The sequence below is a fragment of the Mesobacillus sp. LC4 genome (assembly GCF_053543455.1).
In genome coordinates this window covers 283641-307516 of sequence record NZ_JBGCUB010000004.1, presented here as the reverse complement: position 1 = coordinate 307516, position 23876 = coordinate 283641, and the positions used below count along the sequence as shown (strand labels likewise).

33 protein-coding genes and 1 tRNA gene are annotated in these 23876 nt (G+C 41.6%); 10 read left to right on the top strand and 24 right to left on the bottom strand.

What is annotated here, in order from left to right; all coding sequences use genetic code 11:
- Positions 1-117: 117 nt before the first annotated feature.
- Positions 118-354: a hypothetical protein gene (locus AB5I83_RS14875; protein WP_448976249.1), complete on the bottom strand. Its 237-nt coding sequence runs from the start codon at positions 352-354 to the stop codon at positions 118-120.
- A 175-nt stretch (positions 355-529) separates the two neighbouring features.
- The gene (locus tag AB5I83_RS14870) at positions 530-1702 is read right to left on the bottom strand and encodes a S1C family serine protease (protein WP_448976247.1); all 1173 of its coding nucleotides are present in this window, start codon (positions 1700-1702) and stop codon (positions 530-532) included.
- A gap of 178 nt (positions 1703-1880) precedes the next feature.
- Here AB5I83_RS14870 and AB5I83_RS14865 point away from each other — a divergent pair, with 178 nt between their 5' ends.
- The gene (locus AB5I83_RS14865; RefSeq protein ID WP_448976245.1) at positions 1881-2360 is read left to right on the top strand and encodes a hypothetical protein; all 480 of its coding nucleotides are present in this window, start codon (positions 1881-1883) and stop codon (positions 2358-2360) included.
- A 120-nt stretch (positions 2361-2480) separates the two neighbouring features.
- On the opposite strand, the gene AB5I83_RS14860 is transcribed toward AB5I83_RS14865, so the two are convergent.
- The 5 genes from AB5I83_RS14860 to AB5I83_RS14840 form a co-directional block, all read right to left on the bottom strand.
- The gene (locus tag AB5I83_RS14860) at positions 2481-3023 is read right to left on the bottom strand and encodes a general stress protein (RefSeq protein WP_448976243.1); all 543 of its coding nucleotides are present in this window, start codon (positions 3021-3023) and stop codon (positions 2481-2483) included.
- Positions 3024-3295: 272 nt separating this feature from the next.
- Positions 3296-3448, bottom strand: coding sequence for a YfhE family protein (locus AB5I83_RS14855; protein WP_448976241.1), 153 nt, complete (start codon positions 3446-3448; stop codon positions 3296-3298).
- An 83-nt stretch (positions 3449-3531) separates the two neighbouring features.
- Positions 3532-3939 (bottom strand): hypothetical protein, encoded by a 408-nt coding sequence (locus tag AB5I83_RS14850; protein WP_448976239.1) that lies wholly within the window; start codon positions 3937-3939, stop codon positions 3532-3534.
- A gap of 12 nt (positions 3940-3951) precedes the next feature.
- Positions 3952-4173, bottom strand: coding sequence for a spore germination protein (locus tag AB5I83_RS14845; protein ID WP_448976237.1), 222 nt, complete (start codon positions 4171-4173; stop codon positions 3952-3954).
- 154 nt (positions 4174-4327) lie between these two features.
- Entirely contained in the window at positions 4328-4672 is a 345-nt protein-coding gene (locus tag AB5I83_RS14840; RefSeq protein ID WP_448976235.1) for a four-helix bundle copper-binding protein, read from the bottom strand.
- A gap of 139 nt (positions 4673-4811) precedes the next feature.
- Here AB5I83_RS14840 and AB5I83_RS14835 point away from each other — a divergent pair, with 139 nt between their 5' ends.
- Positions 4812-5384, top strand: coding sequence for a hypothetical protein (locus AB5I83_RS14835; protein WP_448976233.1), 573 nt, complete (start codon positions 4812-4814; stop codon positions 5382-5384).
- Positions 5385-5697: 313 nt separating this feature from the next.
- Here the strand turns inward: AB5I83_RS14835 and AB5I83_RS14830 are convergent, their stop codons facing one another.
- Complete coding sequence (locus AB5I83_RS14830) at positions 5698-6750, bottom strand: DUF2515 domain-containing protein (RefSeq protein ID WP_448976231.1); 1053 nt, start codon at positions 6748-6750, stop codon at positions 5698-5700.
- 266 nt (positions 6751-7016) lie between these two features.
- On the opposite strand from AB5I83_RS14830, the gene AB5I83_RS14825 reads away from it, so the two are divergent.
- Positions 7017-7871 (top strand): manganese catalase family protein, encoded by an 855-nt coding sequence (locus tag AB5I83_RS14825; RefSeq protein WP_448976229.1) that lies wholly within the window; start codon positions 7017-7019, stop codon positions 7869-7871.
- A gap of 61 nt (positions 7872-7932) precedes the next feature.
- Here AB5I83_RS14825 and AB5I83_RS14820 read toward each other — a convergent pair.
- Positions 7933-8005, bottom strand: a tRNA-Val gene (locus AB5I83_RS14820).
- Positions 8006-8095: 90 nt separating this feature from the next.
- The gene (locus AB5I83_RS14815; protein WP_448976227.1) at positions 8096-8713 is read right to left on the bottom strand and encodes an NUDIX hydrolase; all 618 of its coding nucleotides are present in this window, start codon (positions 8711-8713) and stop codon (positions 8096-8098) included.
- 120 nt (positions 8714-8833) lie between these two features.
- Here AB5I83_RS14815 and AB5I83_RS14810 point away from each other — a divergent pair, with 120 nt between their 5' ends.
- On the top strand, positions 8834-9055 hold the full coding sequence (locus AB5I83_RS14810; protein ID WP_448976225.1) for a hypothetical protein: 222 nt from the start codon (positions 8834-8836) through the stop codon (positions 9053-9055).
- 39 nt (positions 9056-9094) lie between these two features.
- On the opposite strand, the gene AB5I83_RS14805 is transcribed toward AB5I83_RS14810, so the two are convergent.
- From AB5I83_RS14805 to AB5I83_RS14795, 3 genes are all read right to left on the bottom strand, one after another.
- Positions 9095-11035 carry a TRAP transporter permease gene (locus tag AB5I83_RS14805; protein ID WP_448976474.1) on the bottom strand — a complete coding sequence of 647 codons (1941 nt, stop codon included), beginning with the start codon at positions 11033-11035 and terminating at the stop codon, positions 9095-9097.
- A 4-nt stretch (positions 11036-11039) separates the two neighbouring features.
- Entirely contained in the window at positions 11040-11570 is a 531-nt protein-coding gene (locus tag AB5I83_RS14800; RefSeq protein ID WP_448976223.1) for a DUF1850 domain-containing protein, read from the bottom strand.
- 192 nt (positions 11571-11762) lie between these two features.
- Positions 11763-12764 carry a TAXI family TRAP transporter solute-binding subunit gene (locus AB5I83_RS14795; protein WP_448976221.1) on the bottom strand — a complete coding sequence of 334 codons (1002 nt, stop codon included), beginning with the start codon at positions 12762-12764 and terminating at the stop codon, positions 11763-11765.
- Positions 12765-12958: 194 nt separating this feature from the next.
- Here AB5I83_RS14795 and AB5I83_RS14790 point away from each other — a divergent pair, with 194 nt between their 5' ends.
- The 4 genes from AB5I83_RS14790 (at position 12959) to AB5I83_RS14775 (ending at position 14932) form a co-directional block, all read left to right on the top strand.
- Positions 12959-13684, top strand: a complete 726-nt coding sequence (locus AB5I83_RS14790; RefSeq protein WP_448976219.1) for an alpha/beta hydrolase — start codon at positions 12959-12961, stop codon at positions 13682-13684.
- Positions 13685-13800: 116 nt separating this feature from the next.
- Positions 13801-14313 carry a YjcG family protein gene (locus AB5I83_RS14785; protein WP_448976217.1) on the top strand — a complete coding sequence of 171 codons (513 nt, stop codon included), beginning with the start codon at positions 13801-13803 and terminating at the stop codon, positions 14311-14313.
- 6 nt (positions 14314-14319) lie between these two features.
- Positions 14320-14745, top strand: coding sequence for a GNAT family N-acetyltransferase (locus AB5I83_RS14780; RefSeq protein WP_448976215.1), 426 nt, complete (start codon positions 14320-14322; stop codon positions 14743-14745).
- Between the two features lie 55 nt (positions 14746-14800).
- Positions 14801-14932, top strand: a complete 132-nt coding sequence (locus AB5I83_RS14775; RefSeq protein WP_448976213.1) for a hypothetical protein — start codon at positions 14801-14803, stop codon at positions 14930-14932.
- A gap of 114 nt (positions 14933-15046) precedes the next feature.
- Here AB5I83_RS14775 and AB5I83_RS14770 read toward each other — a convergent pair whose 3' ends face one another.
- Positions 15047-15379: a hypothetical protein gene (locus AB5I83_RS14770; protein WP_226087191.1), complete on the bottom strand. Its 333-nt coding sequence runs from the start codon at positions 15377-15379 to the stop codon at positions 15047-15049.
- A gap of 214 nt (positions 15380-15593) precedes the next feature.
- Between AB5I83_RS14770 and AB5I83_RS14765 the strand changes: the two genes are divergently transcribed.
- Positions 15594-17912: a UvrD-helicase domain-containing protein gene (locus tag AB5I83_RS14765; protein WP_448976211.1), complete on the top strand. Its 2319-nt coding sequence runs from the start codon at positions 15594-15596 to the stop codon at positions 17910-17912.
- Between the two features lie 29 nt (positions 17913-17941).
- Here AB5I83_RS14765 and AB5I83_RS14760 read toward each other — a convergent pair whose 3' ends face one another.
- The 9 genes from AB5I83_RS14760 to AB5I83_RS14720 form a co-directional block, all read right to left on the bottom strand.
- Positions 17942-18196 carry a stage VI sporulation protein F gene (locus AB5I83_RS14760; protein WP_023615234.1) on the bottom strand — a complete coding sequence of 85 codons (255 nt, stop codon included), beginning with the start codon at positions 18194-18196 and terminating at the stop codon, positions 17942-17944.
- Between the two features lie 143 nt (positions 18197-18339).
- Positions 18340-18474 (bottom strand): YjcZ family sporulation protein, encoded by a 135-nt coding sequence (locus AB5I83_RS14755; protein ID WP_167833794.1) that lies wholly within the window; start codon positions 18472-18474, stop codon positions 18340-18342.
- 94 nt (positions 18475-18568) lie between these two features.
- Positions 18569-19285 carry a DUF421 domain-containing protein gene (locus tag AB5I83_RS14750; RefSeq protein WP_448976209.1) on the bottom strand — a complete coding sequence of 239 codons (717 nt, stop codon included), beginning with the start codon at positions 19283-19285 and terminating at the stop codon, positions 18569-18571.
- Between the two features lie 23 nt (positions 19286-19308).
- Positions 19309-19665: a stage V sporulation protein AE gene (spoVAE, locus tag AB5I83_RS14745; RefSeq protein WP_167833796.1), complete on the bottom strand. Its 357-nt coding sequence runs from the start codon at positions 19663-19665 to the stop codon at positions 19309-19311.
- Between the two features lie 15 nt (positions 19666-19680).
- Positions 19681-20694, bottom strand: coding sequence for a stage V sporulation protein AD (gene spoVAD, locus AB5I83_RS14740; protein ID WP_448976207.1), 1014 nt, complete (start codon positions 20692-20694; stop codon positions 19681-19683).
- The gene (gene spoVAC, locus AB5I83_RS14735; protein WP_167833798.1) at positions 20695-21174 is read right to left on the bottom strand and encodes a stage V sporulation protein AC; all 480 of its coding nucleotides are present in this window, start codon (positions 21172-21174) and stop codon (positions 20695-20697) included.
- A 15-nt stretch (positions 21175-21189) separates the two neighbouring features.
- Complete coding sequence (locus tag AB5I83_RS14730) at positions 21190-21678, bottom strand: YhcN/YlaJ family sporulation lipoprotein (RefSeq protein ID WP_448976205.1); 489 nt, start codon at positions 21676-21678, stop codon at positions 21190-21192.
- A 254-nt stretch (positions 21679-21932) separates the two neighbouring features.
- A complete protein-coding gene (locus AB5I83_RS14725; RefSeq protein ID WP_448976203.1) occupies positions 21933-22055 on the bottom strand; it encodes a hypothetical protein in 123 nt (40 codons plus the stop codon).
- An 89-nt stretch (positions 22056-22144) separates the two neighbouring features.
- A complete protein-coding gene (locus tag AB5I83_RS14720) occupies positions 22145-22489 on the bottom strand; it encodes a DUF1360 domain-containing protein (protein WP_448976201.1) in 345 nt (114 codons plus the stop codon).
- 201 nt (positions 22490-22690) lie between these two features.
- Here AB5I83_RS14720 and AB5I83_RS14715 point away from each other — a divergent pair, with 201 nt between their 5' ends.
- Positions 22691-23185: a CotY/CotZ family spore coat protein gene (locus AB5I83_RS14715; RefSeq protein ID WP_226644496.1), complete on the top strand. Its 495-nt coding sequence runs from the start codon at positions 22691-22693 to the stop codon at positions 23183-23185.
- Between the two features lie 35 nt (positions 23186-23220).
- Here AB5I83_RS14715 and AB5I83_RS14710 read toward each other — a convergent pair whose 3' ends face one another.
- Positions 23221-23685, bottom strand: coding sequence for a CotO family spore coat protein (locus tag AB5I83_RS14710; protein ID WP_448976199.1), 465 nt, complete (start codon positions 23683-23685; stop codon positions 23221-23223).
- Between the last annotated feature and the right edge of the window lie 191 nt (positions 23686-23876).

The following is a 23876-nucleotide window of genomic DNA, read 5'->3' as shown; positions in this document are numbered from 1 at the left end:
AATAATGAAGTTTCTGGTTGTACTTAGATTTTTTTCTTTTAACAAAGAAACAGGAAAGCCATTTTAAATAACCTTTTCTGTATTAATGAATATTGGATTTTTCAAGTCGTTTGCTTTCTAAAACCACCTTGGTCCTCTGTGTTCTTCTTTCCTTCTCTCATCCGAACTGCTTTCTTCCTCAATGTGTCTGCCTTCTTCTGTTTCATGCCTTCCTCTTCTTCCATGACCAAAGAAATCCAATGGATGCCTTCTATCCTTGTGGTGTCTTCTTGGACTTTCCTGAATGATCTCAACTTCTTTTGCATGAATGGTAAGCTTATCTACATGAATAACCTTTCCTTTTTCACGTGACATATTTTCCCCTCCTACATTTAATTATTCTGTATTATCCTATTCGCTCTTCCAGGAAGGGTATAGGCGTTTTTAATTTTAATCAACTAAATAAACAATGAAAAAGGCAATATAAAAACTGCACCTCCATTGTTAGTTTTGCGTCCAACAATTTCAGTGCAGTTCATACGGCTATAGATTAATTGCTTTGTGACAAATCTTCGACCAGGTTCAATGTTGCAGTTTCCTCTTTCCCATCCCGGTAGAATGTCACTATTACTTCATCGCCAACCTCTTTCTCGGTGTATAAATATTTACGGAGTTCACCTGCGGTTTTCACTTCTGTGTCATCAAGTTTTGTAATGACATCGTACTCGTTTAAGCCAGCCCTTCCTGCAGGTGACGTGGATACTACTTCCTTGATGACGACTCCATTTTCCACTCCAGCTGGCAAGTTTAACGTCTCACTGTAATATTGTGATGGAATATCGGCCAGTGAAATCGGAACAATTCCTATATATGGCCTCATTACTTCCCCATATTCTTCTAAATCTTTCAAAATTGGCATTGCTACATCAACTGGAATGGCAAATCCTATCCCCTCAACAGCCTCTTGGGCTATTTTAGATGAATTGATGCCAATCAGTTCTCCTTGAATATTGATCAATGCCCCCCCACTGTTACCTGGATTAATGGACGCATCGGTTTGGACTACTTCTGACTGCCAATCAATGCTTCCATCCTGATCTATATCGACAGGCATCACTCGATCTGGAGCGCTGATTACACCGGCCGTTATAGTACCATGCAAGAAGCCTAGCGGATTTCCAATCGCTATCGCAGTTTCCCCTGGCTCCAGTTTTTCCGATTTGCCAAGTTCAATAACATCATTAATCTCTTCACCATTTACCTCCAATACGGCAAGGTCAAGTAATGGATCGGAGCCTAAGAGCTTAGCCGGAAGCTTCTTTTCGTTGCCGAGGCTAATTTCAATCTGACTTGCACCGGCAATCACATGGTGATTAGTTGCTACATATGCTTTGCTACCCTCTTTTTTATAAATGACTCCTGAACCAGATCCGGCTTTTTGCGGCTCAGTTCCTTCCCACATACTTCCGCCTTCGTATTTCACCACGCTGACAACCGTATCCATACTTTTGTTTACCGCTTCCTTTATAGTGGGATCCTCTTCACCCTCATCAGCACTGACTTTTGCAGTAAACTTTCCCTCTGAATCGTTCTTGGCTGTAGACAATAAATCTTTTTCAGACGAAAACGGACCAAGCAAGAAGATAAGAATCGCTCCAACGACTATTCCAGCAATCCCTGTCAAAAACAAAGACTTAAAATTATTCTTTTTACGATTATCCATTTTTCACCTGTCCTTTCCAGCTTATAATTTGGTTAAGTTGTCTATTTGTGTAAATAGTTGAAAATAATAAGGAAATGTGAAATATTTTCAACTTATATGTTCGTTTAGGTTACTTGGCCATGGGTAAAATCTGTACATTGATTATAAAAAACATTTTTAAGATAGGAGGTCTCTATTCATGTTCGGCTTTTCAGACTTTGTTGGCTTTCTTCTGGCACTGTTATTTATTTATCCAGTAGTTTCACTAATTCATGAGTTAGGGCATTCCTTCTTTGCATGGATATTTGGAGGAGAATTCAGTTTCTCCCTTGGGCGCGGAAAAAGGATCTTCAAAAAGGGACCATTCAGTTTAAACAGCATGTATTTTTTGGATGCCTTTAGCGAGTATGAGCACCTTAAATGGAATAATCGTTTAACCCATTTCCTTGTCCATGCCGGTGGCATCATCTTTAATCTTGGGTCTGTGCTTGTGTTAAACATCCTCATCTCACAGGGCTTTTTAGAACCTAATCCTATATTTGTCCGTTATTCCTATTTTTCTGTCTGGCTGGCAACCTTTTCATTAATTCCAGTCGATTACGGAAATGGCAATTATAGTGATGGCCTGGCCATTTACCAAGTCCTGCGTCATAAAAAATGGCCTAAGCTTACCGGATAGGTCTCATCATAAGCAATGCCTGTCCTACTGGAACAGATACGTTTTTTTAATACAGAAGTAATCCCTATATCCATAAAAAAGAGGCATTCCTATCCAAAGGAATGCCTCTTGCCCTCCAGCTTAGGAAGTCACATACATATCAGTGTTTAATGAATTGGAGTCTCTAAAAGTGGTATGGATTTCCTCTCTTCTTTCCTCATCCACTTCGACTAACACCAGGATATTTCCTTCCTTCAAGTATCTCTCGTATTCTTTGGCGTCATCTTCTGTTACTCCGGCACCTGTCAAGGCACCGACGATTCCGCCTCCTGTAGCGCCAATTGCTGCACCGCTCAAAGTCGTTGCAAGCGGACCTGCTGCAGCAAGTACACCAATACCAGGGATTGAGAGCAGACCGATTTCAGCTATCAGGCCAGCGATGCCTCCAAGAACTCCACCGGTTCCAGCACCAATACCGGCACCCTTGCCAGCATTTTTCCCTCGGCCAGAATCATTTTCAATTACATCTACATCCGTCTGGTCTTCAATGTTCTCCAATTTATCATCGTCCTTTGCGAAGATTGATAAATCGTTCGTATCAAAGCCCATTTCCTTAAGTCTTCTAATTGCACCAATTGCTTCGTCTGAGTCCCTGAATACTCCACCTACGATTGTCTTTTCCATAGACTATTACCTCCGTTCTAGTTTTTTGCGCTCATTCGAATTAAAATATTTAACTGATTGAGCGTAATGGTTTCTGTTGCGGCATCCAATGTCTAAAAGTTGAGATTCTCAAAACTAAGACATATATGCCAATACAACTATTTACCATTATAAAAATTGTGTGATTGTGCCTACATAGAACCAATACCCGTCACATTTCTGCCTAAACATAGAGTCATTTCCATTAAATATGGAAATAAAAAAGATGGCTTAAAAGCCATCTTTTTGTCTATCTATTTACCTTTGTTTCCCTTCTCTTCTCTGTACTTATTTTCAGCCTTTACTGCACGAGTGAAGTCCTTTGCGTAAAGCACCTCCTGAGTATCAGTCAGACCGTTGTTCTGATCAGTATTCAACCCTTTGTTAGGAGCTTTATTTTTATCCATAAGATCTACCTCCTGTGATTGAGTTTTGATGACCCTCTATTATGTTCGTACCCTTTTTAATTTAGGGTAAACGTAACTGCAACTCAGTTCACAGGTTGAAAGCTGGCCCGTACAAAGCTAGTATATAAATTTACATCCCTTGTACTGGCCCCAACTTCACTATATCCCTCTTGATGCTCCATTCTATTATGGTCACCAATATTCATAGAATTCGGCCCCAAATCCATGTCCATATCGCTTTTGGTAGTACTATATATCATCTCAGCAATATTAAAGGCAGCACCGGATTGTATTTGGTTCACTTTAACATTTTGAATGGAAATTTTACCGGTTGTATCGTTAATGATCTCTGACTGGAGCTCACCGTTTTGTTCAGATTTCATTAATTCTACTTTTTCTTCGAGTTCTCTTATTCTAGTTTGGTAAGAGAGGGCAAGCTGTTTCCAATATTCTTTTTCTGAATGAATTAAATGGTAAAAGTAATTATTCACCGCTTGCACCCCTTAGTTTCCTACCTCTGCTATATCGGGATCATTCACTTGTGGTACGGAGAAATTCCCGCTGCCAGCATTATTGATCAAATTTGCATCCCCTACGGTAAATGAACCAGCTTGTGCCTGCATGTTCATTTTACTGTGAGTAGAGGTGAACAAAATCTCACCGTTGTTCATTGATGCTCCCGATTGAACACCGCCAATCTTAATACCGCCAATTATTACAGGCATCTGATCACTCCTAAAAATGGCAAGTATATTAGCATTATATGTGTAAGAGGAAATCTTCGTGTGCCTAATTCATTGATATAATGTCGTATTAATTGCTATTGACCAATAAAAAAACCCTGCATTTCAAATGCAAGGATTTAGTCTTAAAGCATACTTATGAAGCCATGTTTCTGCATGCTTCTGCACATTGACGGCAAATTTTTGCACATTCCTGGCAATGTGCATCCTGAAACTTTTCACAATGCATTGCACATGCATCACAAATATCTGCACACAGCTGGCAGTGCTGCTTGGCAAACTGGCTGTTTCTTGCCATATAAGCCACAGCCTGAAGGCATATTTCTGCACAGTCATTCAAGGTCTGAATGCACATGATCCGTGCCTGGACATCAGGCTCCTGAAGACAGGCAGACAGGCACTCCTCACACGCCCTTGCACATTTCACACATGCATCAATACAGTTGTCCATTTGAGATGGCGACGCTGACAATATTCCCATATCACTTATTCCTCCTAATATCATTTAACACCCTTTATATTTTGTGAATTTTGATGAATTATACGTTAAATGTTAATGGGGTCAACTTCGGGAATGGTTTGTCCTCTATTTTCATATGATGGTAAAAAGGGGGCTATCCATGTTATTGTACAATGCTTTTGTCTTTTTCACGCTATCTGCCGTTATTCTGATTTCCATCATCCTGGCTCTTCGTCAAAAGGCTGACATGGCAGGCATGACCGGGATGATTATTCCAATGTTTATCGGCATGAATATTGGATTGACTAGTGGACTTTTGCTGGGAACTGTTTTTCGCGGTGACCTATTTCTTTCTACCATTTTATCAATGTTGATAGGAGCAGCAGCTGGCACGATAACTGGCGCTTCATTCAGTTCTGCTGCTGCAATCGAAGGTCTAATGTCCGGCATAATGGGCGGAATGATGGGGGCCATGCTTGGAGAAATGCTTCAGCCTGAAAAATCCCTAATCTTCATTAACATCTTCTTGACAGTAACACTTGCAGCCCTATTCCTTTTTAAAATACTACCAAAAACTGAAACAGCCATCACATCCAAAAGATATTATATGAAACCATTCCTCATTTTCATATTCCTGGTATTCTATCTCTATTCGGGCAGCCAACTTGGACACACTTGGATCGAAACCCTAAAGGGAAGTACGCCTCAACAGGAACACAAACATCACCCTTAAGAAAGAAACGGTTGGAAACAACCGTTTCTTTCATGTGAAATTCTCCTGATAGCGAATCTTTATAAGAGAAAAACTAATATGCTGTTCAACAATTCTAAACCACCATCATTACTGCATTTTTTGACAGCTTTAGTCTCTTTAAGCTTGAACCTGTCATAATTACCGCATTTTCTTGACAGCTTTGGGCTCTTCAACCTGGAACTTGTCACAATAACCACGTTTTCTTGACAGCCTTGACTTCCACAACCTGAAACCTGTCACAATAACAGCTCTCCCTAAAGCTTTTGACTTGTTCCATGCTAAGGACCATAGACTAATCAAGAATAGAAACTATCTTTTTAGCAAAAGCAGCTAGTTCAAGCTTTTCAAGTGTTTGGCAATACTCAAATTCTATGTTTCCAACAGATGGTGCCTCTATCTCCCTAAGATATTCTACGACTTTAATATCATCAAACCATTCTCCTGCCTCTGCCTCTGGATGCAGGAGGTTTTTCCATACATTTTGCAATGAGGGACTATAAATCCTTCTTGCACCTGGTTTTAGCATGCATGAACGCAATTTAATTTCATATTTAAGTCCTGGGCTTCCTTCATGTATATCATTGAAGATATGAGGCCAGTAATCTTTTCTTGAACCAGTATGCGGATGCAACCTTGCCCACTCTTCCACCTTTTTCAGTAGTTCATCATCAAATAGAACGGCATAAAGTCTCTTACCCAATTGGATTCTTTCACGCAATGACTCGAATTGGTTCACTGTCTGGCCAGCCAATTTAATAACACCATAATCATTGTATGGGAAAAGAATTTGATTGAAGGACAAAACATCCTGTAATTCAAACTCAAGGGTATTAAATACCTCTTTGATATATTTTTGATCCCGAATGATTCTATTTTCTATATAATGCTGTTCATTGATGATCAAGCCGATTGTGAGCAAAGATGGATTGGAAGATTTCCAGAAGTGATCCCAAATCGCTTCCATAAAAAAAGAAACATTCAGGTGTGAAAGGAGACTGAACAGCGGTTCTTTCCTCTTCAGACTTTCCTCATAGAGCAGAAGCTGTGGATAGGCATCCTGGAAGATCAGCCAATTCCCTCGTTCAAGGACTAAGAAGTAGGATTCCTTTTCGCCTTTGGATAAAAGTCTTTTTAAAAGCTCAGCTTTTAAATCAGTCATGCTCCATCCACCATTCCGTGAAACCATATGGGCCAGGAATGCCCAGTGAATTTCCGGATGCTTCAAATAAAAGTCCAAATATGCTTTCGTTCTTGTGATATTATTTCCATTTAGTTGTTTGGTCTTCCTCTTTATTTCAATAATGATTTTTTTCTCTTCTGCAGTAGGGTTCCTTACCTGCTTCACCTTCTGCCTTTTTTGTAAATTACCCTTGATTACTTCAATTGGTGACTTTATTCTTTTTTTTAAAAAGGAAATGATCCATTCCCCCTTTTCAACCGGTTATTTTAGTATAAGAATATGAAGGAATATTTCTGATAATAACCAGTCAACGTACAATGCTTTGCTCGAAGATTCCCGATAATCCTCGGCCTCTTACTAATCCAAGTTCCTTAAACCCTAATTGCCCATATGATAAATGCGGAATGCATTTTTCTTTAGGGAGGAATAGGATGTTTTACCATGTAAAAGAGTTACAATATCAAGCAAAACCAGATCGGCCTGATCCTGTTTATGCCAGAAAACTTCAAGAAGTGCTCGGTGGACAGTTCGGGGAAATTTCGGTGGCTATGCAATATCTTTTTCAAGGGTGGAATACGCGGGGAGATGGAAAGTATCGGGATCTTTTAATGGATACCGGAACAGAAGAATTGGCCCATATCGAAATGCTATCCACCATGATCGCCAGGCTCTTGGATGGGGCACCTGTTGGAGCACAAGAGGAAGCGGCAAAGGATCCGATGATGAAAGCGATTTTAGGAGGAATGAATCCGCAACATATCATCGTATCAGGATTAGGCGCTATGCCTGCTGACAGTGTCGGAAACCGGTGGACTGCAGCTTACATCGCCGCGAGCGGCAACCTTCTTGCTGACTTCAGGGCTAATCTGAATGCTGAGTCCCAGGGAAGGCTCCAGGTTGCCAGACTATATTATGAAACGACAGACCGAGGAGTAAGGGATATGCTATCCTGGCTGCTGGCAAGGGATACTATGCACCAAAATCAGTGGATCGCAGCAATAAAAGAATTGGAAGCAAAGGAAAATGTAGTGGTACCGAGCACCTTCCCGAAACACCTAGAAAAACAGGAAGTTTCCTATGTGCTATTTAACCTTTCAGAGGGAGACGAAAGTGCTGCTGGCAGATGGGCAAGCGGAACGAGTATGGATGGCCTGGGCGCATTCCAATATGTCCAGAATCCGGCTCCATTTGGTCCAAAACCAAAGCTAAAACCAGCACCACCTTATGTTTTCAATACACCTCCTGCTGTTTTACACACTGAGCAGATCCCGCCAAACTTAATCTAAAAAAAGTTGGTGAATGCAAAAAAAGCTTCAATCCTTAAAAAAGGATTGAAGCTTTTTAGTATGATTCCTACTGGGTTCGAACCAGCGACCTCTACCCTGTCAAGGTAGCGCTCTCCCAGCTGAGCTAAGGAATCCTATTGTGTTTGTCCTGTTTAGTGAGGACATTTACTAATATATACTGAAATGATGGGATTGTCAATAATATATTGCATAAAAAAACTGTTTTACGAATTTTTCATTGCCTCTATAACTCTATAAATGTACGAATCTTCATGGGGTACAAAGTCTCTCTTTGTAACAAGCAAACTACTTTGTTTCTTTTCTTGTTCCCCACTGGACAGAAAACCTTCTGCTTTTATTTTCTGCTTCTTACCAGACCATAGATTTATGAATTCAGACATGCTTGTCATCATAATGCCCGAGACCTCTTCCCTTTGCAGGTCGTAATGATCGAATGGGATATGCTTGTCATATAAAAACACATGGCATAATTCATTATCAAGAAATCCGGGACTTTTCAATGAATCTTTGATTACTCCTAATGACTTCAGATCCTCCAGGGACAATTCAATCCCAAGTTCCTCTTTCACTTCTCTTAAACCATCCAAATAGGTTTCCTCTGCAAGAATGTGACCCGCTGCAGTAATATCCAACAAATTGGGATAATCTTTTTTGTCTGAGCTGCGGACTTGAAAAAAAATAAAGTGCTCATCTCCGATCTTCTCAGTAAACCAGCAATGAAAGGTCTCATGCCAATGCCCTTCTCTATGTACTTCCGCTCTAGTGGCGGTTCCTCTTGCGTTCCCATTTTCATCAAATGTCTTAAGCAGTTCTTTTTCCATGATTCCACCTCCGAGTAAATTATACCATTAATATTATACGAACAAGCGTTCTAAAAATGGTTGAATAAAGAACTTGTGTTCGGGTATAATGGATATATAAATTATAAGGAGCGAGAGCATATGAAAAGCCTGCTTGAAAGATCGCTTAAGGAAAAACTTGCTGTGGAGATGATTTATCTTGCAGCAAATAACGAAATTACCCAACGCAGAATAATCGTAAAAGAAATGCACGAACATTATTTTAAAGCTTTCTGTTTTCTTAGAAATGCTGACCGCCTTTTCAAAAAGGAAAACATCTTGTCGGTTATGCTCGAAAGGGGAAAATTGCTTAAATCAAGCTAAAAAAAGAAGCCCTTTAGCTAGGACTCCTTTTTATCTTCATTAATTTGCGGTCTTTTGTTTCACTGATTCTTTATCCTTGATGATCACTTGTAGTGCAACAAGGAGTATGAATAGACCAAGACCAATCATATCTGTCATACCTTCTGGATAGATCAGCATAATACCTGCTACCAATCCAAGCACTCTTTCCCACCAGAATAATTTCCTCAGCCAGTAACCGATAATACCGGCACCAATTGCCAGCATACCTGAAATGGCGGTAAACACGACCCAGATCAAGTACGTCCAGGTTGTATCGATCATAAGAAGTTCAGGAGACAACACGAACATATAAGGTATGATGAAAGCGGCAATTGCCAGCTTAGCAGAATTCACACCGGTACGCAGTGGTTCTCCGCCCGACACTCCCGCAGCTGCAAATGCTGCCAGCGCAACCGGAGGCGTGATATCGGCAATGATACCGAAATAGAAAACAAATAAGTGAGCAGACAAATCTGGGATACCCAAAAGGATGATCGCAGGTGCGGCAATTGTCGATGTAATAACATAGTTGGCCGTCGTTGGCGAACCCATCCCCAGAACAATTGCTGCAAGCATCGTAAACATCAAGGTCGGAATCAAGTAACCGCCTGAAAGGTCAAGTAAGCCATTTGCAAGCTTCAATCCAAGTCCTGTCTTCGTTACGACACCAACAATGATACCTGCAGCTGCTGTAGCAGCCGCAACTCCCAATGCTGTCCTCGCACCGTCGACAAGCGCATCAATCGCATCTTTAAAACCGATTCTCGTCTCTTTGCTAAAAGCACTGACGATAATTGTCGATAGGATTGACCAAAGGGCAGCACGCATGATACTCATACCGCTTACCATCAAAAGAATGACAATCAAGATTGGCAAAAGAAGATAAATCTTTTTAAGCACTTCTTTTCTGTCGGGCATTTCTTCGTCACTTAAACCGCGCAGCCCAATTCTCTTTGCTTCGAAGTGTGTCATGATCCAGATTCCAGTAAAATATAATAATGCCGGAATGGTTGCTGCTTTGGCAATTTCCCAATAAGTAATTCCGCCACCGATGAATTCAACCATGAGGAACGCAGCCGCTCCCATGATTGGCGGCATGAGCTGCCCACCAGTTGATGCCGCTGCTTCGACAGCACCGGCAAATTCTTTGCGGTAGCCAAGCTTTTTCATCATTGGAATCGTAAATGAACCGGAAGTAACAACGTTAGCCACTGAGCTTCCGCTGATTGTTCCCTGCAGGGCGCTGGAGAAAATCGCAACCTTGGCTGGTCCACCAGTACTTTTACCTGCAACGGCAACAGCAAGATCATTGAAATATTGTCCTACCCCTGTCTTTACGAGGAATGCACCGAACAATAGAAATAAGAAAATAAATGTTGATGAAACCCCCAGCGGAGTTCCCAGAATACCTTCCGTCGTAAAGAACATTGTCTGGACAAGAGATTCCAAATCCAGTCCCCTGTGGGCTAAGAAACCTGGCATATAAGGTCCATAAAGGGCATAAGCCATAAATAAAGCTGCGATAATGGTAATCGGCAAGCCAACCGTCCTTCGTGTCGCTTCAAGAACCAGCAGGATCGCAGCGATCCCAATGTAGAAGTCCATTGGTGTCAAACGGCCGACACGGTTTACGAGGTCATCGATCATCATTGGCCAATAAGCACCGACAGCAACCGCAATCACTGCCAATAGCAAGTCATACCATGCTACTTTTTTCACCTTGAGGTTCTTCTTCCTTGCCGGGAACAGCAAGAAAATAAGCGCTAGAGCGAATCCCAGGTGGATTGAACGCTGGAGCTGGGCAGTCAAAACACCAAATATCGAGGTGTACAGCTGGAATAACGAGAAAGCCAGAAGTCCGAAGAAGACAATCCATCCCATCTTACCTGCCAATTTTCTAGTTGCGGCCTCCGGATCATACTTTTCCAAAAGCTCTTGTTGTTTTTCTTGAGATACCATTTCTTCATTTGTCGTCAAGGATATTCACTCCTTCCAATTGCTTCAATAAACTAATTTTCTCAATCTTTATCCGTACCCTGGATCCAGGCTCAATCGCCTTCGACAAAGGATATGTTATGTCTTCATAAATCAGGGTGTGGTTTGCCCGGACTTGGCCAAGCCGCATATCGAAATGAGAGAATTCCCTGGCCATATTTGTAATATAATATTTGCCATCCTTCATTTCAAAGTTCTCACCATCCGCAATTTCAGATGGCATACCAATTGCAAAATCTTCATACTCGAGTTCATATTGTCTGATTTTATCGCTTTCGGTAACTTTATAGCTTTCTATCACATCTGACAGATGAATCGAATGCGTATACTTTATTTTAAAGGTTTCCCCTGCATCAATCGGTACATAGCAGAGTATATCATTACTTTCTGGTGCAAGAAAAACTAGAGCTTTTTTGTATGGGATATTGATTGAGATAAAAATAAAAATGATGAGGGCAGACAGAACGAAGATTTTTAGTTTATTCCCGTTTTTTTTCATATCACTAGCCTCGCCTGTCCATTGTCTCCAATGGAGTTCTTTCGTTATTACAGTAAAAAATAGACCGGTTGGAAGTTCGGTCTATCCTGCCTGGGTTGTCACCCATGTGGCCTTCTTGTAAAAAGCCTTCTTTAAGATGAAGTGACCGGACTATGCCCCTAGGACACGGTCCGGCCAATTTCTTTCTTACTCTTACTCAGCTGCTTTTATACCTTTTTCATCATAGTATTTCTGTGCACCTTGGTGGACTTCGATACCAACACCGTTAAGTGCATTTTCAGGCTTAATTTGCTTAGCTTTCGCGTGTGTCACCTGATCAAGATTTTCGAAAATTGACTTTGTGATGTCATATACAAGATCCTCAGAAAGGTCTGCTTTTACTACGAGCATCGCAAGAACTGCCACTGTCGGCACTTCAGAATCTAGCTTGTAAGTTCCAGAAGGTACAACTTCTTTAGCGTAGTATGGGTACTTTTCAATTAACTCTTCAGCTTTGTCAGCTTCAACTGGGACAATAACAACCTTTTCTGTTGCAGATAATTCTTCAACAGCAGCTGTAGGTGTTCCAGCTGTTACGAAAGCAGCATCGATGTTGCCATCTTTGATTCCGTTAACAGACTCATCAAAGCTTAAGTCCTGCTTTTCAATATCATCAAGTGATAGTCCATAAACTTCAAGGATTTGTTCAGCATTCGCTGCTGTACCAGAACCTGGTGCACCAATTGAGACTTTTTTGCCTTTAAGGTCCGCTACAGATTTAATCCCTGATTTTTCAGTTGTAACGATTTGAATCGTTTCAGGGTAAAGTGTACCGATTGCCTTGATGTTATCAATTTTATTTCCGTCAAACATCAGTTTACCTTCCGTTGCGTAGGAAGCGATGTCAGTTTGTGTGAAGGCGATTTCACCTTTATTGTCTTTAATGCTCTGCATATTCTCTGCAGAAGCTCCTGTTGTTTCAGCATTTGTGCTAACCCCTGTTGCGTCAGATACAATCTTGGCAAATGATCCGCCCAACGGGAAGTATGTACCACCCGTACCACCAGTAAGGATGCTCATGTATTTTGGCTTTTCTTCTGATTTTCCTTCTCCGTCGCCCTCTTCGTCAGAGCCGCCTCCGCCGCCACATGCAGCCAGGACCATTGAAAGGACCAGCATCAATGCAGAGAATAAAAGAAACTTTCTTTTTTTCATCAGAATTCCCCCTTATAGAAATAGAATTGTTCAACATAATCTTAACATAAGACTTCACACAATTGTCAAACATGTTACTTGCTTACTATATTTCTTTCACGCTAAAAGTAGATTGCCAAAAAAGCTTTTTTAAAATACATATGCTAAAATCTTAGTGATGAAACACTAGATCATTGTTGTTTGGAGGTAAATGAATGGATTTTCCAATGGGCAAAATAGAAGAAATCGTATTTAAAAGCAAGGAACTCGGAGAAGAAGTGACCATGCTGGTTTACTTGCCTGCCAACTATTCTCCCTTATATAAATATTCATTGCTGATTGCACAGGATGGCCGGGACTATTTCCAGTTAGGACGCATCGGAAGGATTGCAGACGAACTCCTTGGCAAAAAGGAAATTGAAAACGTCATCATCGTAGGGATTCCGTATGAATCGGTTGAGGACAGGCGGCGCAAATATCACCCAAAAGGAGAGCAGCATCAAGCCTATATCCGTTTTCTGGCTCATGAGCTTGTACCTTATTTGGATGAACAATATCCCACCTACCAAATGGGCATGGGCCGCGCATTGATTGGTGATTCCCTCGCAGCTACCGTTTCGTTGCTCGCAGCACTACAGTATCCGCACACATTTGGAAGAGTACTCCTTCAGTCTCCATATGTAAATGAAGATGTATTTTCGGCCGTTGAGGATTTCCGTCAACCCGAATTGCTTAACATTTACCACACTGTCGGAGAGCAAGAAACAGACGTAAAGACTAGTTCATCCAAAAATAAAGACTTCCTTACACCCAACAGGGAGCTTTCAAAGATATTCAAGAAAAAAGGGTTTGGCTATTTTTACGATGAGTTCAGCGGGGATCACACATGGACTTATTGGCAGCCTGACCTTAAAAGGGCTATAAAACAAGTGTTTTCATAAAATATGCTTCTTTATATTATATATTTAGAAAATTTGTTATAATGAATGGTAAATCATATTTAATGTATTCTTAGTTAATCCATGTGCACCACATTAATGAAACGGGGGTATCTGAGATGAAGTTCGGTATTGTCATTTTTCCATCGAAGAAAATCCAGGATTTTGCAAATTCCATGAGAAGGCGCTATGATCCTCATTATGCGTTAATCCCTCCTCATGTGACTCTTAAGTCCTCTTTTGAAGCAACGGAGGAAGAAATCAAGGAAATCGCGAATAAACTCGATACAATCGCCAGGAATTTCAAACCAATCAATATACAAGTCACTAAGATTGGTTCCTTCAAGCCCGTCAACAACGTCATTTACTTGAAGGTCGAATCACCGGAAGAGCTGGAAAAGCTTCATAATGAGCTGAATGCAACATTTGATGGTGGGGATCAGGAGTATAACTTTGTGCCCCATATTACCATCGGGCAAAAAATGTCCGACGATGAACATTCCGATGTATATGGTTCACTGCGTATGACAAAAGTTCATTATGAAGATACTGCCGACAGGATACACTTACTGTACCAGCTGGATAATGGTTCATGGACAGTATATGAGACATTCAGGCTTGGAAAGGAATAAATGGACGTGGAAGTAAAAATTGTAACGAACGAACAAGAATTAGCAGACGCATTCGAGGTGCGCAAGACTGTTTTCATTCATGAGCAACAGGTCCCTGAGGAAGAAGAAATTGATCAGTTTGAATCCGATTCTGTGCATTTTGTGTTATATGATGATCATGGAAAACCTGCCGGAGCCGGAAGATTCCGTGTATTGGACGGAATCGGCAAGGTTGAAAGAATCTGTGTCTTAAAAGAAAACCGCAAAACCGGTGCTGGTGTCGCTGTCATGGATAAGATCGAGGAACATGCCAAGTCACAAGGCATCTCTACCTTAAAACTGAACGCGCAAACACATGCCATCCCATTTTACAGCAAGCTAGGATATGAAACGGTATCAGAAGAATTCATGGATGCCGGAATCCCACATAAATCGATGAAAAAATCCATATGAATAAGAAAAGCGCAAGCGCCTTGGTCAGCCCCGACAAGCGTTGAAGGACCGCCCAATGAAGTCGCTCTTTGACTTCATTGGGCGGATCGAAACGTCCCGAGCTGCTCAAAGCTATCGCTTCTCGCAAGATACTCGAGGAAGCTATTTCATGGATGAAAACTGGCTAGGCGCTGGAGCTAGACACTAATCTAAGTGCAAAATTCATACTTTCTTATCCAATGAAATGAAACTCCACTCATCTGAGTGGAGTTTCGCTTTTGTCTGTTTCCCTACATATAAATAAAAAGCACTGCAGCTGAGTTTAGACTGACTCGCTGTAGTGCCTCCCTTTTCCTGTTAATTCTGCATATGCCTTGCTGACCACTGAAGGATTCACCTTTTTCTTATACATCCGATCTGTATTAGAGTACCTTATATCAGAGGCTGCTAGCTGCATTCTCGCGACAGGCTGATGATCCTTCCGTTTTTGCATAGGGACAACGGCTTGCTCTTGTTGTTCCTGGCCCTTTTCTACCGGATCTTCTTTGCGGACCCTGCTAACCTTTTGAATCATAAATGGATCATAGTCTGTTCCTATTTCCCGCTCAGCATATTGTATATATTGATAATTTGTCACTGGAAGAATGTACCCCATTTTGATACCCCCCAAGCAATATTATTTATACTCTCACTATATTCTTCTTTTCCATTTCCCTGTTTATGACCGTAGTAAACTAAAAATGGAAAACTCTTCTTTGAATCCATAATGAAATACAAAGTGGTAAAGGGTTCAGAAAACACCTTTTGTTAAAAATCTTATTCTGATATGATAAAGATTGTGCTATTTTTGGTCGGAGATGAGGGAAAACATGAAAACAGCCAAGTATAATCAACAAATCATAAGCCTTGAACACTATAACCGTGAGGATTACCAAAAGCTTTATGATGATGGTAAAAAAGGGATGCTTACATGTAGTGTATGCGGAGAACCTGTACGTCTTTATTTAGGTATTAAAGAAAAGCCTCACTTCTACCATCACCTTTCAGCAAAGGAAGGCTGTATCGATCAGAATGAATCCTTCCCAGCCCTTCAGTCTACCGAGGAAGCAGAATATACCGAACGAAACGGATTCCGTATTCCGAAGTCCCGTTCCATTACAGCTGAAGCGGAAAGAGAAGAAAAATTCCTCTATCCACGTGAAGTTAAGATTCCATCAACTTTTACTCCCCTCCCACCTGTGAAGCCAGGGGTAAAGTTAAACTATTTAAAACAGCTAAAAGAAGCTGGGGTCCACTTTGATGGCAACCAGGAGAAAGCTGTTGTTTCAACAGAGGGGCCATTATTGATCTTGGCAGGTGCCGGGAGTGGAAAGACAAGAGTGCTGACCGCGAGAACCGCCTTCATGATTGAAGAAAAGAAAATTGACCCTAGTTCAATCATGCTTGTTACCTTCACCGCGAAGGCTGCAGCTGAGATGAAGAAACGGATTGCCGATTATCCGGGAATGTCGCCCGCTAAGGTCAATCAGCTGATCGCCGGCACCTTCCATAGCATCTTCTATCGAATCCTTTGTTTTCACGAGCGTGAAAAATGGTCATCTGACAAGCTGATGAAAAAAGAGTGGCAACGGGAACAAATTCTTAAGGAAGCTGGAAGGAAGCTACAGCTTGATGAAAAAGAGTTTGCCTATGATTTAGCACTACAGCAAATCGGTTTGTGGAAAAATACGATGATCATGCCACATCAGGTTAAAGCTGAATCCCCTTGGGAAGAAAAGGTAGCTTTGCTGTATAAAGACTATGAAACAGCTAAAGAGAGGCAAAGTTTATTCGATTTTGATGATATGCTTCTCGGCTGTTATCAGCTTTTCAAGGACAAGCCCGATATACTGCAAAACTATCAAAATCGTTTTCACCATTTTTTAATTGATGAGTTTCAGGATATTAATAAAGTCCAGTACGAACTGATGAAAATGCTATCTGCCAAACACGGGAATGTTTGCGCTGTCGGCGATGACGACCAATCAATCTACTCATTCCGGGGCAGTGATCCTGCCTATCTGTTCAAATTCAAAACAGACTTCCAGAATACCAAACTAATCATCTTGAACCAAAACTACCGTTCGCCGCATGAGATTGTCGAGACAGCTAACACGTTAATATCAGCCAATCTCACTCGCCATGAAAAAGAAATGCGGGCCCAGTTTTCCGGAGAGTGTTCTCCGGTCATCTTCCATCCGTATGATGAAGAAGAAGAGGCGACGATGATTTTGACAGACATAAAAGAACGGATTGAACAAGGTGAACGCCCCCGTGATTTCGCTATCCTGTTCAGGACGAATGCAGCAAGCCGCTCCGTTTTCGAGAGGCTTGCAACTTCAAGCTTGCCATTCCGGCTTGATCAGGATATTGAATCATTTTATGAGCGTTTCATCGTGAAAGGAATGCTGGCATTCCTTCGACTTAGCATAAACCCGGATGACCCGGAGGCGATCAAAAATATTCTTCCATCCCTATTTTTGAAGCAGTCGATTTTCCGTGATTTACAGGCAAATAGTATCCTGAATGATTGTTCCATGCTTGAAGCACTCACCTATGTAAAAACCGGTTTTGCCTTCCAGGAACAGAAACTAAAAAGACTTATCCCAATTGTCCGCTCTCTGTCTTCGCTATCCCCCATTGCGGCAATAGATATAGTTGAAAAAGATCTGGGTTATCAGGACTTCATCAAAAAGCGTGGGAATGAAGGCAACCAGCTTGAAAAGGGCTCTGATGATATCCGGGATTTAAGGGTGGCTGCGCGCAATTTTAAAACCATCGGAGAATTCCTTGATCATGCTGAACACATGACAGCCATGAACGCCGAAATTAAACGAAGCAGCAAAAAGCTTACTGACGCCATCACTCTCAGCACCATCCATCGTTCAAAGGGGCTGGAATATGGAAATGTCTATATTATTGGAACAGTTGACGGCAGCATTCCTCATGATTACGCTTTGGATGCTTATCGTAATGGAGACCAGCTGCCCCTTGAAGAAGAACGTCGTCTACTCTATGTAGCAGTGACAAGGGCAGAGAAAAACCTGTTCATATCCGTTCCCCAAAAGAGACGAGGAAGGAAAGCCAACCCATCCCGTTTCTTGTCCAACATAAAACGAAAAATGCCAAATCAGGACCTGGGAATTTAACTCAGGTCCTGATTTGGCATTCAAGAAAATCACTTCTTGTTGATCATTTTGGAAATTTGCCCAAAGTCAAGCTGCTTTCCATCCTTGACAATGGATTCCACAATCTTATCTTCCATTTCTTTACTTACAGGCTTGTTAGCCATTTTTGACACACGTCGGATCACGCCTCTTACTGTTTGCTCATCTTTAAAGTTCGCATTTTGTAATGAATTCGCTAGCTCAAATACATCATTCATATTTACGCCAGTCTTTTTTTCTATATTCTTGAAGAAATTATTATCCATATGAATCACGCCTCCTTCTTTAACTACTCTATAGTATGAAGGAAGCAAAAAAAGGTGAAAGGGAGCTTCGTAATATGAGCATAAGTTCATGCAGAAAAAGCAGAAAAAGCTGTCCCGAATGGAACAGCTTTTCTTCTTTACTCTTAGTTGTAGAAGCTTGCTCCTACAATAATCAACAAAATGAACAACACGACGATCAATACGAAAGTGGAACCGTAATAACCGCCACCGCCGTATCCGTAGCCGCCGCCGCAAAAGCCACCATAACCGTAGCCCATTCTTCTTCACCTCACTTTTTATTACTCAATAGCAATATATGTGAGGTTTGTGGATTTTGTATGGGCGAGCCCCCACCCATTTATGAAAGGGTGGTCAAATATGATCAAAATCCGGAAAATGGCTGGATATGTATTCATCATATAGATCTACATTAAGCTCTCCTTTTGTGTCCACTTCCGCATAAAAAACCTGCTGCAGTTGATATCCCTTATCCTGGATTTTTGCTTTCAATCCATTACAACCCAGCCCTGTTCGACTAAGGTTTTCCTCAATGATTTTACCGTCTATCAAAACGGGAACCGTGGCCGATTCTTCTTCCCATTCAGTTGCGAGGTCTTCGTATTTTACCGGCTGTTTTGCTTTTTTCAATAAGACACTCAATTCACCGTTCGAATCAAGAGACGCAAATTCAACATCAGCTACTTTGAATACACTTTTCTTGCGGAGTTGCTCCAGCAGCTCGTCAATACTGTATCTTTCTTTTCGCATATTTTTCTCTATAATATTTCCATTTTCGATGAAGGTCGTTGATTTCCCCTCCACTATTCTGCGAAACACTCTGCTCCTTAAGGAAATTGTTGAAATCGCCAAGGGAACGAATGACCAGACAACCAAGCTGGCAATCCCATCCCTTAAGCTCAAGTCAGGATCCATCGATAATGTACCGGCAATATCGCCCACCGTGATCCCTACAATGTATTCAAAAAATGACAGACTCGATAGCTGCTTTTTCCCAAGAAGCTTTGTGATGATGAATAAGCCAATGATAAGCATAATGGAACGTATGATTGTTCTAAGAATATCCGGCATTTAATCATCCCTTGTGCCAAAAATCAACCTTTTGGTTTAAAAATAAGTGCGCCGATAAAGCCAAAGATAACAGCAGCCGAGATACCTGAACTGGTGATCTCAAACATTCCTGTCAGGACCCCAACGAGCCCGTGCTGCTCTGCTTCTTGAAGCGCTCCGTGTACGAGCGAATTTCCAAAGCTTGTGATTGGAATCGTAGCACCCGCTCCGGCAAAATCAATCAAGGGCTCATATAATCCAAAACCATCAAGGACAGCCCCTATCACCACGAGCAGGCTCATCGTGTGACCTGGTGTCAATTTTACAATATCAAACATCAATTGGCCGAATACACAGATCAAGCCTCCGACAACAAATGCCCAGAAAAACATTGGTAGCAAAGCGATTCCTCCTTCCTAGTTCAGTTCAATTGAAACAGCGTGGGCAATGCAGGGTATTGTTTCTTTTTGCTGGAATGACAGTGGTGATAACAGGGCTCCTGTTGCAACAACAAGGATTTTCTTATATACCCCACTATTCATCTGGTTAAGTAAATGTCCATATAAGACGGATGCAGAACACCCTGCTCCGCTCCCTCCAGATTGAACCGGCTGGTCTTCGTTATAAATCATCAGGCCGCAATCCTGAAATTGTTCCTTCGTTATCTCAAGTCCAGACTGCTGTAATAGATCGTAGGTAGCAGCTTGTCCTATCCTTCCAAGATCCCCCGTCACGACCAAATCATAATAAGATGGTTCCCGAGCTAAATCCTTAAAGTGGGAAATGATCGTATCCGCGGCTGCAGGTGCCATTGCACCACCCATATTAAATGGATCAGAAATCCCCATATCCACTACTTTACCGATTGTGGCGGAAGTCGTAACAATTTTTCCTTGTTTATCCGAACTGTCTGTAATAACTGCCGCTCCTGCTCCAGTTACGGTCCACTGGGCAGTCGGGGGTTTTTGCCCGCCATATTCTGTAGGATAGCGGAATTGCTTTTCTGCAGCTGAATTGTGGCTTGAAGCACCTGTTACAACCTTCTTTGCTCCCTGGTAGTTGACGATAAACGATGCCAGTGCAAGACCCTCCATTGAGGTAGAGCAAGCGCCGAAAAGGCCAAAATAAGGAATTGCCATCGTTCTTGCCGCAAAGCTGGTCGGTGTAATTTGATTGATCAAATCCCCTGCCAGCATGAATTGCATGTCCTCTTTGTTGAAATTTCCCTTCTGCAACGCTGATTTGATTGCCTCTTCAAGTAGAACTCTATGAGCCTTCTCGTATGATTCTTCCCCCATCCACAAATCATCATGAAGGACATCAAAGTCTGCAGCGAGTTTCCCCTCTGCTTCAAACGGTCCTCCTGATGAGCCCCATGATTCGATGACAGGCCGGTTCGAAAATTGCCATGACTGCTTTCCAACCAACATTTACAGCACCCCCATCATGGTCAGCAAAGTTTTTACGAGTGCTACTACAAAAGCAGCAAAGACACCAAACAGGATGACTGACCCTGCCAGTTTAAACATATTTCCACCGACACCAAGGACAAATCCTTCAGTACGGTGTTCAATCGCTGCCGAGATAACGGAGTTCCCAAAGCCAGTTACCGGTACTGCACTGCCCGCTCCTGCAAACTGTCCGATATGGTCATATACACCAAAACCGGTCAACAGCATGGAAAGGAAAATCATTGTCGCAACTGTGGGATTTCCGGCTGTTTGTTCGGTGAAATTAAAAAAGTAGATATAAAAATAGGTAATTGCTTGGCCAATTGTACAAATCAATCCACCAACCAGAAATGCTTTAATGCAATTTTTCACAACAGGTCGTTTAATTTCATGTTTTTGTTCCAACTGCTGATACTGCTGCTGCTCAGGTGTCATTTTTTGCTTTTTTTTATCCCCCATCACACCCATCCTTTCTTATGTTAATTCTTTTTTCAACGAGATAATCCGCTGCAATTGCTCCTCTGCTTTCTTATCCGGAAAGGACGGATCCTTCATTCTCTCCCGAAGCTCGACAGCTTCAATGAAAATTTTATAGTCGCTGGATACAATGAAGTCTTCATCAGGATAGTTTTTTTCCAATTTCTTATTGATTTCTTTCTCGATCTGCTTCATGCCAAATCTCTTCATATGCTTGACCTTGTATGCGACTAATACTTCTTTTTTCCCTGCAATGACGGCCACATCATATATAGCATCTAGTGCCGCAATATCTTTCTTAACCTTTTTAGCCAGCTCGAGATTCTTCTCATCCAGATCATTTGTCGCTCCTGGGTCAGGATTAACTGATTGAATCATGGATGCTCTGCTTTCTGGTGAGGTTTTTCCAAAAGAAGAACAGCCAGTTGTTCCAGCTCCGAGCATGATTAATATTGCCAAAATATTTACTGCCTTTTTCATAGTCATCCTAAATCCCTTCCTAGGTTCATCTGATAAAATTATTTTCCACGTCTAAAACCCAATTTATGAATTTTTCAGCACAGGTTTTATTTCCAAGTAATGTAAACGGTTGATTTGAGCCATTTTAGAACAATATGTTTGGCGGTTAATGAACTTTAGAACATGTGTTAATAAACTTAACCACATCTTTTATAGAATTCCCCAATCAGCAAAATCTTCATTAAAAAAACGTCTGCCAGAATATTTGGCAGACGCTCCTTTTACGATTGTTTTTTCTTTTTCCCACAGCCACAGCCACGTTTTTTTCGCACACGGCGGGCTGTCACATTTTTCTTGGAAACCTTTGAATCGTTGCTGCTTTGAGCTTTTTGTTCTTCTTCCATTTACTTCAACCCCTTTTTTAAAGAGTCCATAAAACAGTTTATGAACAAGGTTTCAAAGGGGTTCTGGACGTACTCACTAATTTATCTTATCAGTCTTTAATGAAATGATGCTGGATTACCGATGCAATTCCGGCAATCGCCAGCACTATGATGACTGGCATTGATAGCTGCGGCAGTAAAACGTAGCCAGCATACAGTACTGCAGCTGACCAGACTCCCGTGCACCAATGGCAGCTTAACAGCTCACCGATCCAATACCTCAGCCCTTCTCCTTTTATTTCAATATATGTTTCCGTGCTGCCATCCTCCTGGGTCTCAACCACCGTTTCATGAAATGGTTCACGAATAAATTCAGTGATTGTATCGTACACGATCAGCCTGGTCAAACGGAAGCTTGCAAATACAAGAAGGAATAGATCCATCCAATTGTCCATCCACTTCACCACCAGTATTAATTCTAGATACTACAGTTTACGTGAGGCAAACCCCTATGTATAGGCTTGTGCCTGTCCGCTCCTGTCATCATTTTTTATAGGAAACCTGATGAAAATTAGACAAACACCCACACCATTAGAGAGGCGATTCATATTCTATTAAGGACAATAGGTCATATCAACTAAAAGGAGATGAATTATATGTCTTGTGGAAAAAGAAAATTTGACACAGATAGTTGTGTAGCGGATATTTTAAAGCGAGTTGCAGACGCTCAAGACGAAGTTGACAACGATGAAGGTGATTGTGATGTAAGCTGCCATAGATCCATCCAGGATCTTCTTGCGGGAGCAACTACGCCTACAACTTTCGATACAATTCCGCTAATCTTGTACTGTGGATGTGAACCATTCCTTGGTACAGGAGTGCAGCTGCTTCAAAGAACAAACGGAACCACTCAAACATTACGCTGCATTGAATCTTTCTTCTTCAGGGTGTCAAAAGTAGATGACAATTGCGCTAAGCTTGAGTTGCTGACAACAACAGAAGATCCAAACGGCTTAAGCAAATGTTCAGACCCTTGCAGCCAAATCAATGGAGAAACTACTTTCTTCAGAACTGGCATCTGTATGACTGTAGACCTTGACTGCTTCTGTGCAGTGGTTTGCCTGGATCCAGTAGCTACCGAAGACCTGTAAGGATAAGGGGCTGCCAAAAAGGTAGCCCTTTTCCTTTATAAACCGCTGATTCTAATGTCCTGGACTTCATCGATCATTATCTTTACTGGCTTTCTTTTATTCCTTGGAAAAACTTGGATGTAATCATCTTCCTTTGAAATAAAATATCCTACAATCTTATTTTCCGTGGTTATGAAACTGTATTGAATTTTTACGATCGATGCGGGAAATTGTGCCAGATACTCGATTTTTTCCTGAATGGTCATTTCCTTGAAAGGCTTTTTTTCCGTTTCTTCAACTCTCCCATCGCTTTCCAATGCGCTTTCCTCCGTACTGGTATCTGCCAAATCAACCGCTACTTTGCTATCTCCTGCAGCTTCCTCAGGCAGTTGCACATCATTCTCTTCAGCTTGCACTTGATCATTGAAAATAAATTTATCCTGCATACTGGTTGAAACATCTTGATATGTCCGCTGGTCAATGTATAACAAAGGATTCAAGCGTTTTTTTCTGCGGGCCATTTCCAAACCTCCCGGGTCGAATCATTAGTCTCTTTATGTTTATGCTGGACATTCACCCAGGGTTAAAACTTTTTGAAGGAAACTGCCTATATACATAAGAAAAGCGCAAGCGACTTGGTTAGCCCCGACAAGCGTTGGAGGGCCGACCGGTGAAGTCGCTCTTTGACTTCATTGGGCGGATCGAAACGTCT

Bases quoted from the DNA above. Each gene is read 5' to 3' on its own strand.
- AB5I83_RS14875 (WP_448976249.1), bottom strand. From the start codon at position 354: ATGTCACGTGAAAAAGGAAAGGTTATTCATGTAGATAAGCTTACCATT.
- AB5I83_RS14870 (WP_448976247.1), bottom strand. From the start codon at position 1,702: ATGGATAATCGTAAAAAGAATAATTTTAAGTCTTTGTTTTTGACAGGG.
- AB5I83_RS14865 (WP_448976245.1), top strand. From the start codon at position 1,881: ATGTTCGGCTTTTCAGACTTTGTTGGCTTTCTTCTGGCACTGTTATTT.
- AB5I83_RS14860 (WP_448976243.1), bottom strand. From the start codon at position 3,023: ATGGAAAAGACAATCGTAGGTGGAGTATTCAGGGACTCAGACGAAGCA.
- AB5I83_RS14855 (WP_448976241.1), bottom strand. From the start codon at position 3,448: ATGGATAAAAATAAAGCTCCTAACAAAGGGTTGAATACTGATCAGAAC.
- AB5I83_RS14845 (WP_448976237.1), bottom strand. From the start codon at position 4,173: ATGCCTGTAATAATTGGCGGTATTAAGATTGGCGGTGTTCAATCGGGA.
- AB5I83_RS14840 (WP_448976235.1), bottom strand. From the start codon at position 4,672: ATGGGAATATTGTCAGCGTCGCCATCTCAAATGGACAACTGTATTGAT.
- AB5I83_RS14835 (WP_448976233.1), top strand. From the start codon at position 4,812: ATGTTATTGTACAATGCTTTTGTCTTTTTCACGCTATCTGCCGTTATT.
- AB5I83_RS14825 (WP_448976229.1), top strand. From the start codon at position 7,017: ATGTTTTACCATGTAAAAGAGTTACAATATCAAGCAAAACCAGATCGG.
- AB5I83_RS14815 (WP_448976227.1), bottom strand. From the start codon at position 8,713: ATGGAAAAAGAACTGCTTAAGACATTTGATGAAAATGGGAACGCAAGA.
- AB5I83_RS14810 (WP_448976225.1), top strand. From the start codon at position 8,834: ATGAAAAGCCTGCTTGAAAGATCGCTTAAGGAAAAACTTGCTGTGGAG.
- AB5I83_RS14805 (WP_448976474.1), bottom strand. From the start codon at position 11,035: ATGGTATCTCAAGAAAAACAACAAGAGCTTTTGGAAAAGTATGATCCG.
- AB5I83_RS14800 (WP_448976223.1), bottom strand. From the start codon at position 11,570: ATGAAAAAAAACGGGAATAAACTAAAAATCTTCGTTCTGTCTGCCCTC.
- AB5I83_RS14795 (WP_448976221.1), bottom strand. From the start codon at position 12,764: ATGAAAAAAAGAAAGTTTCTTTTATTCTCTGCATTGATGCTGGTCCTT.
- AB5I83_RS14790 (WP_448976219.1), top strand. From the start codon at position 12,959: ATGGATTTTCCAATGGGCAAAATAGAAGAAATCGTATTTAAAAGCAAG.
- AB5I83_RS14785 (WP_448976217.1), top strand. From the start codon at position 13,801: ATGAAGTTCGGTATTGTCATTTTTCCATCGAAGAAAATCCAGGATTTT.
- AB5I83_RS14775 (WP_448976213.1), top strand. From the start codon at position 14,801: ATGAAGTCGCTCTTTGACTTCATTGGGCGGATCGAAACGTCCCGAGCT.
- AB5I83_RS14770 (WP_226087191.1), bottom strand. From the start codon at position 15,379: ATGGGGTACATTCTTCCAGTGACAAATTATCAATATATACAATATGCT.
- AB5I83_RS14765 (WP_448976211.1), top strand. From the start codon at position 15,594: ATGAAAACAGCCAAGTATAATCAACAAATCATAAGCCTTGAACACTAT.
- AB5I83_RS14760 (WP_023615234.1), bottom strand. From the start codon at position 18,196: ATGGATAATAATTTCTTCAAGAATATAGAAAAAAAGACTGGCGTAAAT.
- AB5I83_RS14755 (WP_167833794.1), bottom strand. From the start codon at position 18,474: ATGGGCTACGGTTATGGTGGCTTTTGCGGCGGCGGCTACGGATACGGC.
- AB5I83_RS14750 (WP_448976209.1), bottom strand. From the start codon at position 19,285: ATGCCGGATATTCTTAGAACAATCATACGTTCCATTATGCTTATCATT.
- spoVAD (WP_448976207.1), bottom strand. From the start codon at position 20,694: ATGTTGGTTGGAAAGCAGTCATGGCAATTTTCGAACCGGCCTGTCATC.
- spoVAC (WP_167833798.1), bottom strand. From the start codon at position 21,174: ATGGGGGATAAAAAAAAGCAAAAAATGACACCTGAGCAGCAGCAGTAT.
- AB5I83_RS14730 (WP_448976205.1), bottom strand. From the start codon at position 21,678: ATGACTATGAAAAAGGCAGTAAATATTTTGGCAATATTAATCATGCTC.
- AB5I83_RS14725 (WP_448976203.1), bottom strand. From the start codon at position 22,055: ATGGAAGAAGAACAAAAAGCTCAAAGCAGCAACGATTCAAAGGTTTCC.
- AB5I83_RS14720 (WP_448976201.1), bottom strand. From the start codon at position 22,489: ATGGACAATTGGATGGATCTATTCCTTCTTGTATTTGCAAGCTTCCGT.
- AB5I83_RS14715 (WP_226644496.1), top strand. From the start codon at position 22,691: ATGTCTTGTGGAAAAAGAAAATTTGACACAGATAGTTGTGTAGCGGAT.
- AB5I83_RS14710 (WP_448976199.1), bottom strand. From the start codon at position 23,685: ATGGCCCGCAGAAAAAAACGCTTGAATCCTTTGTTATACATTGACCAG.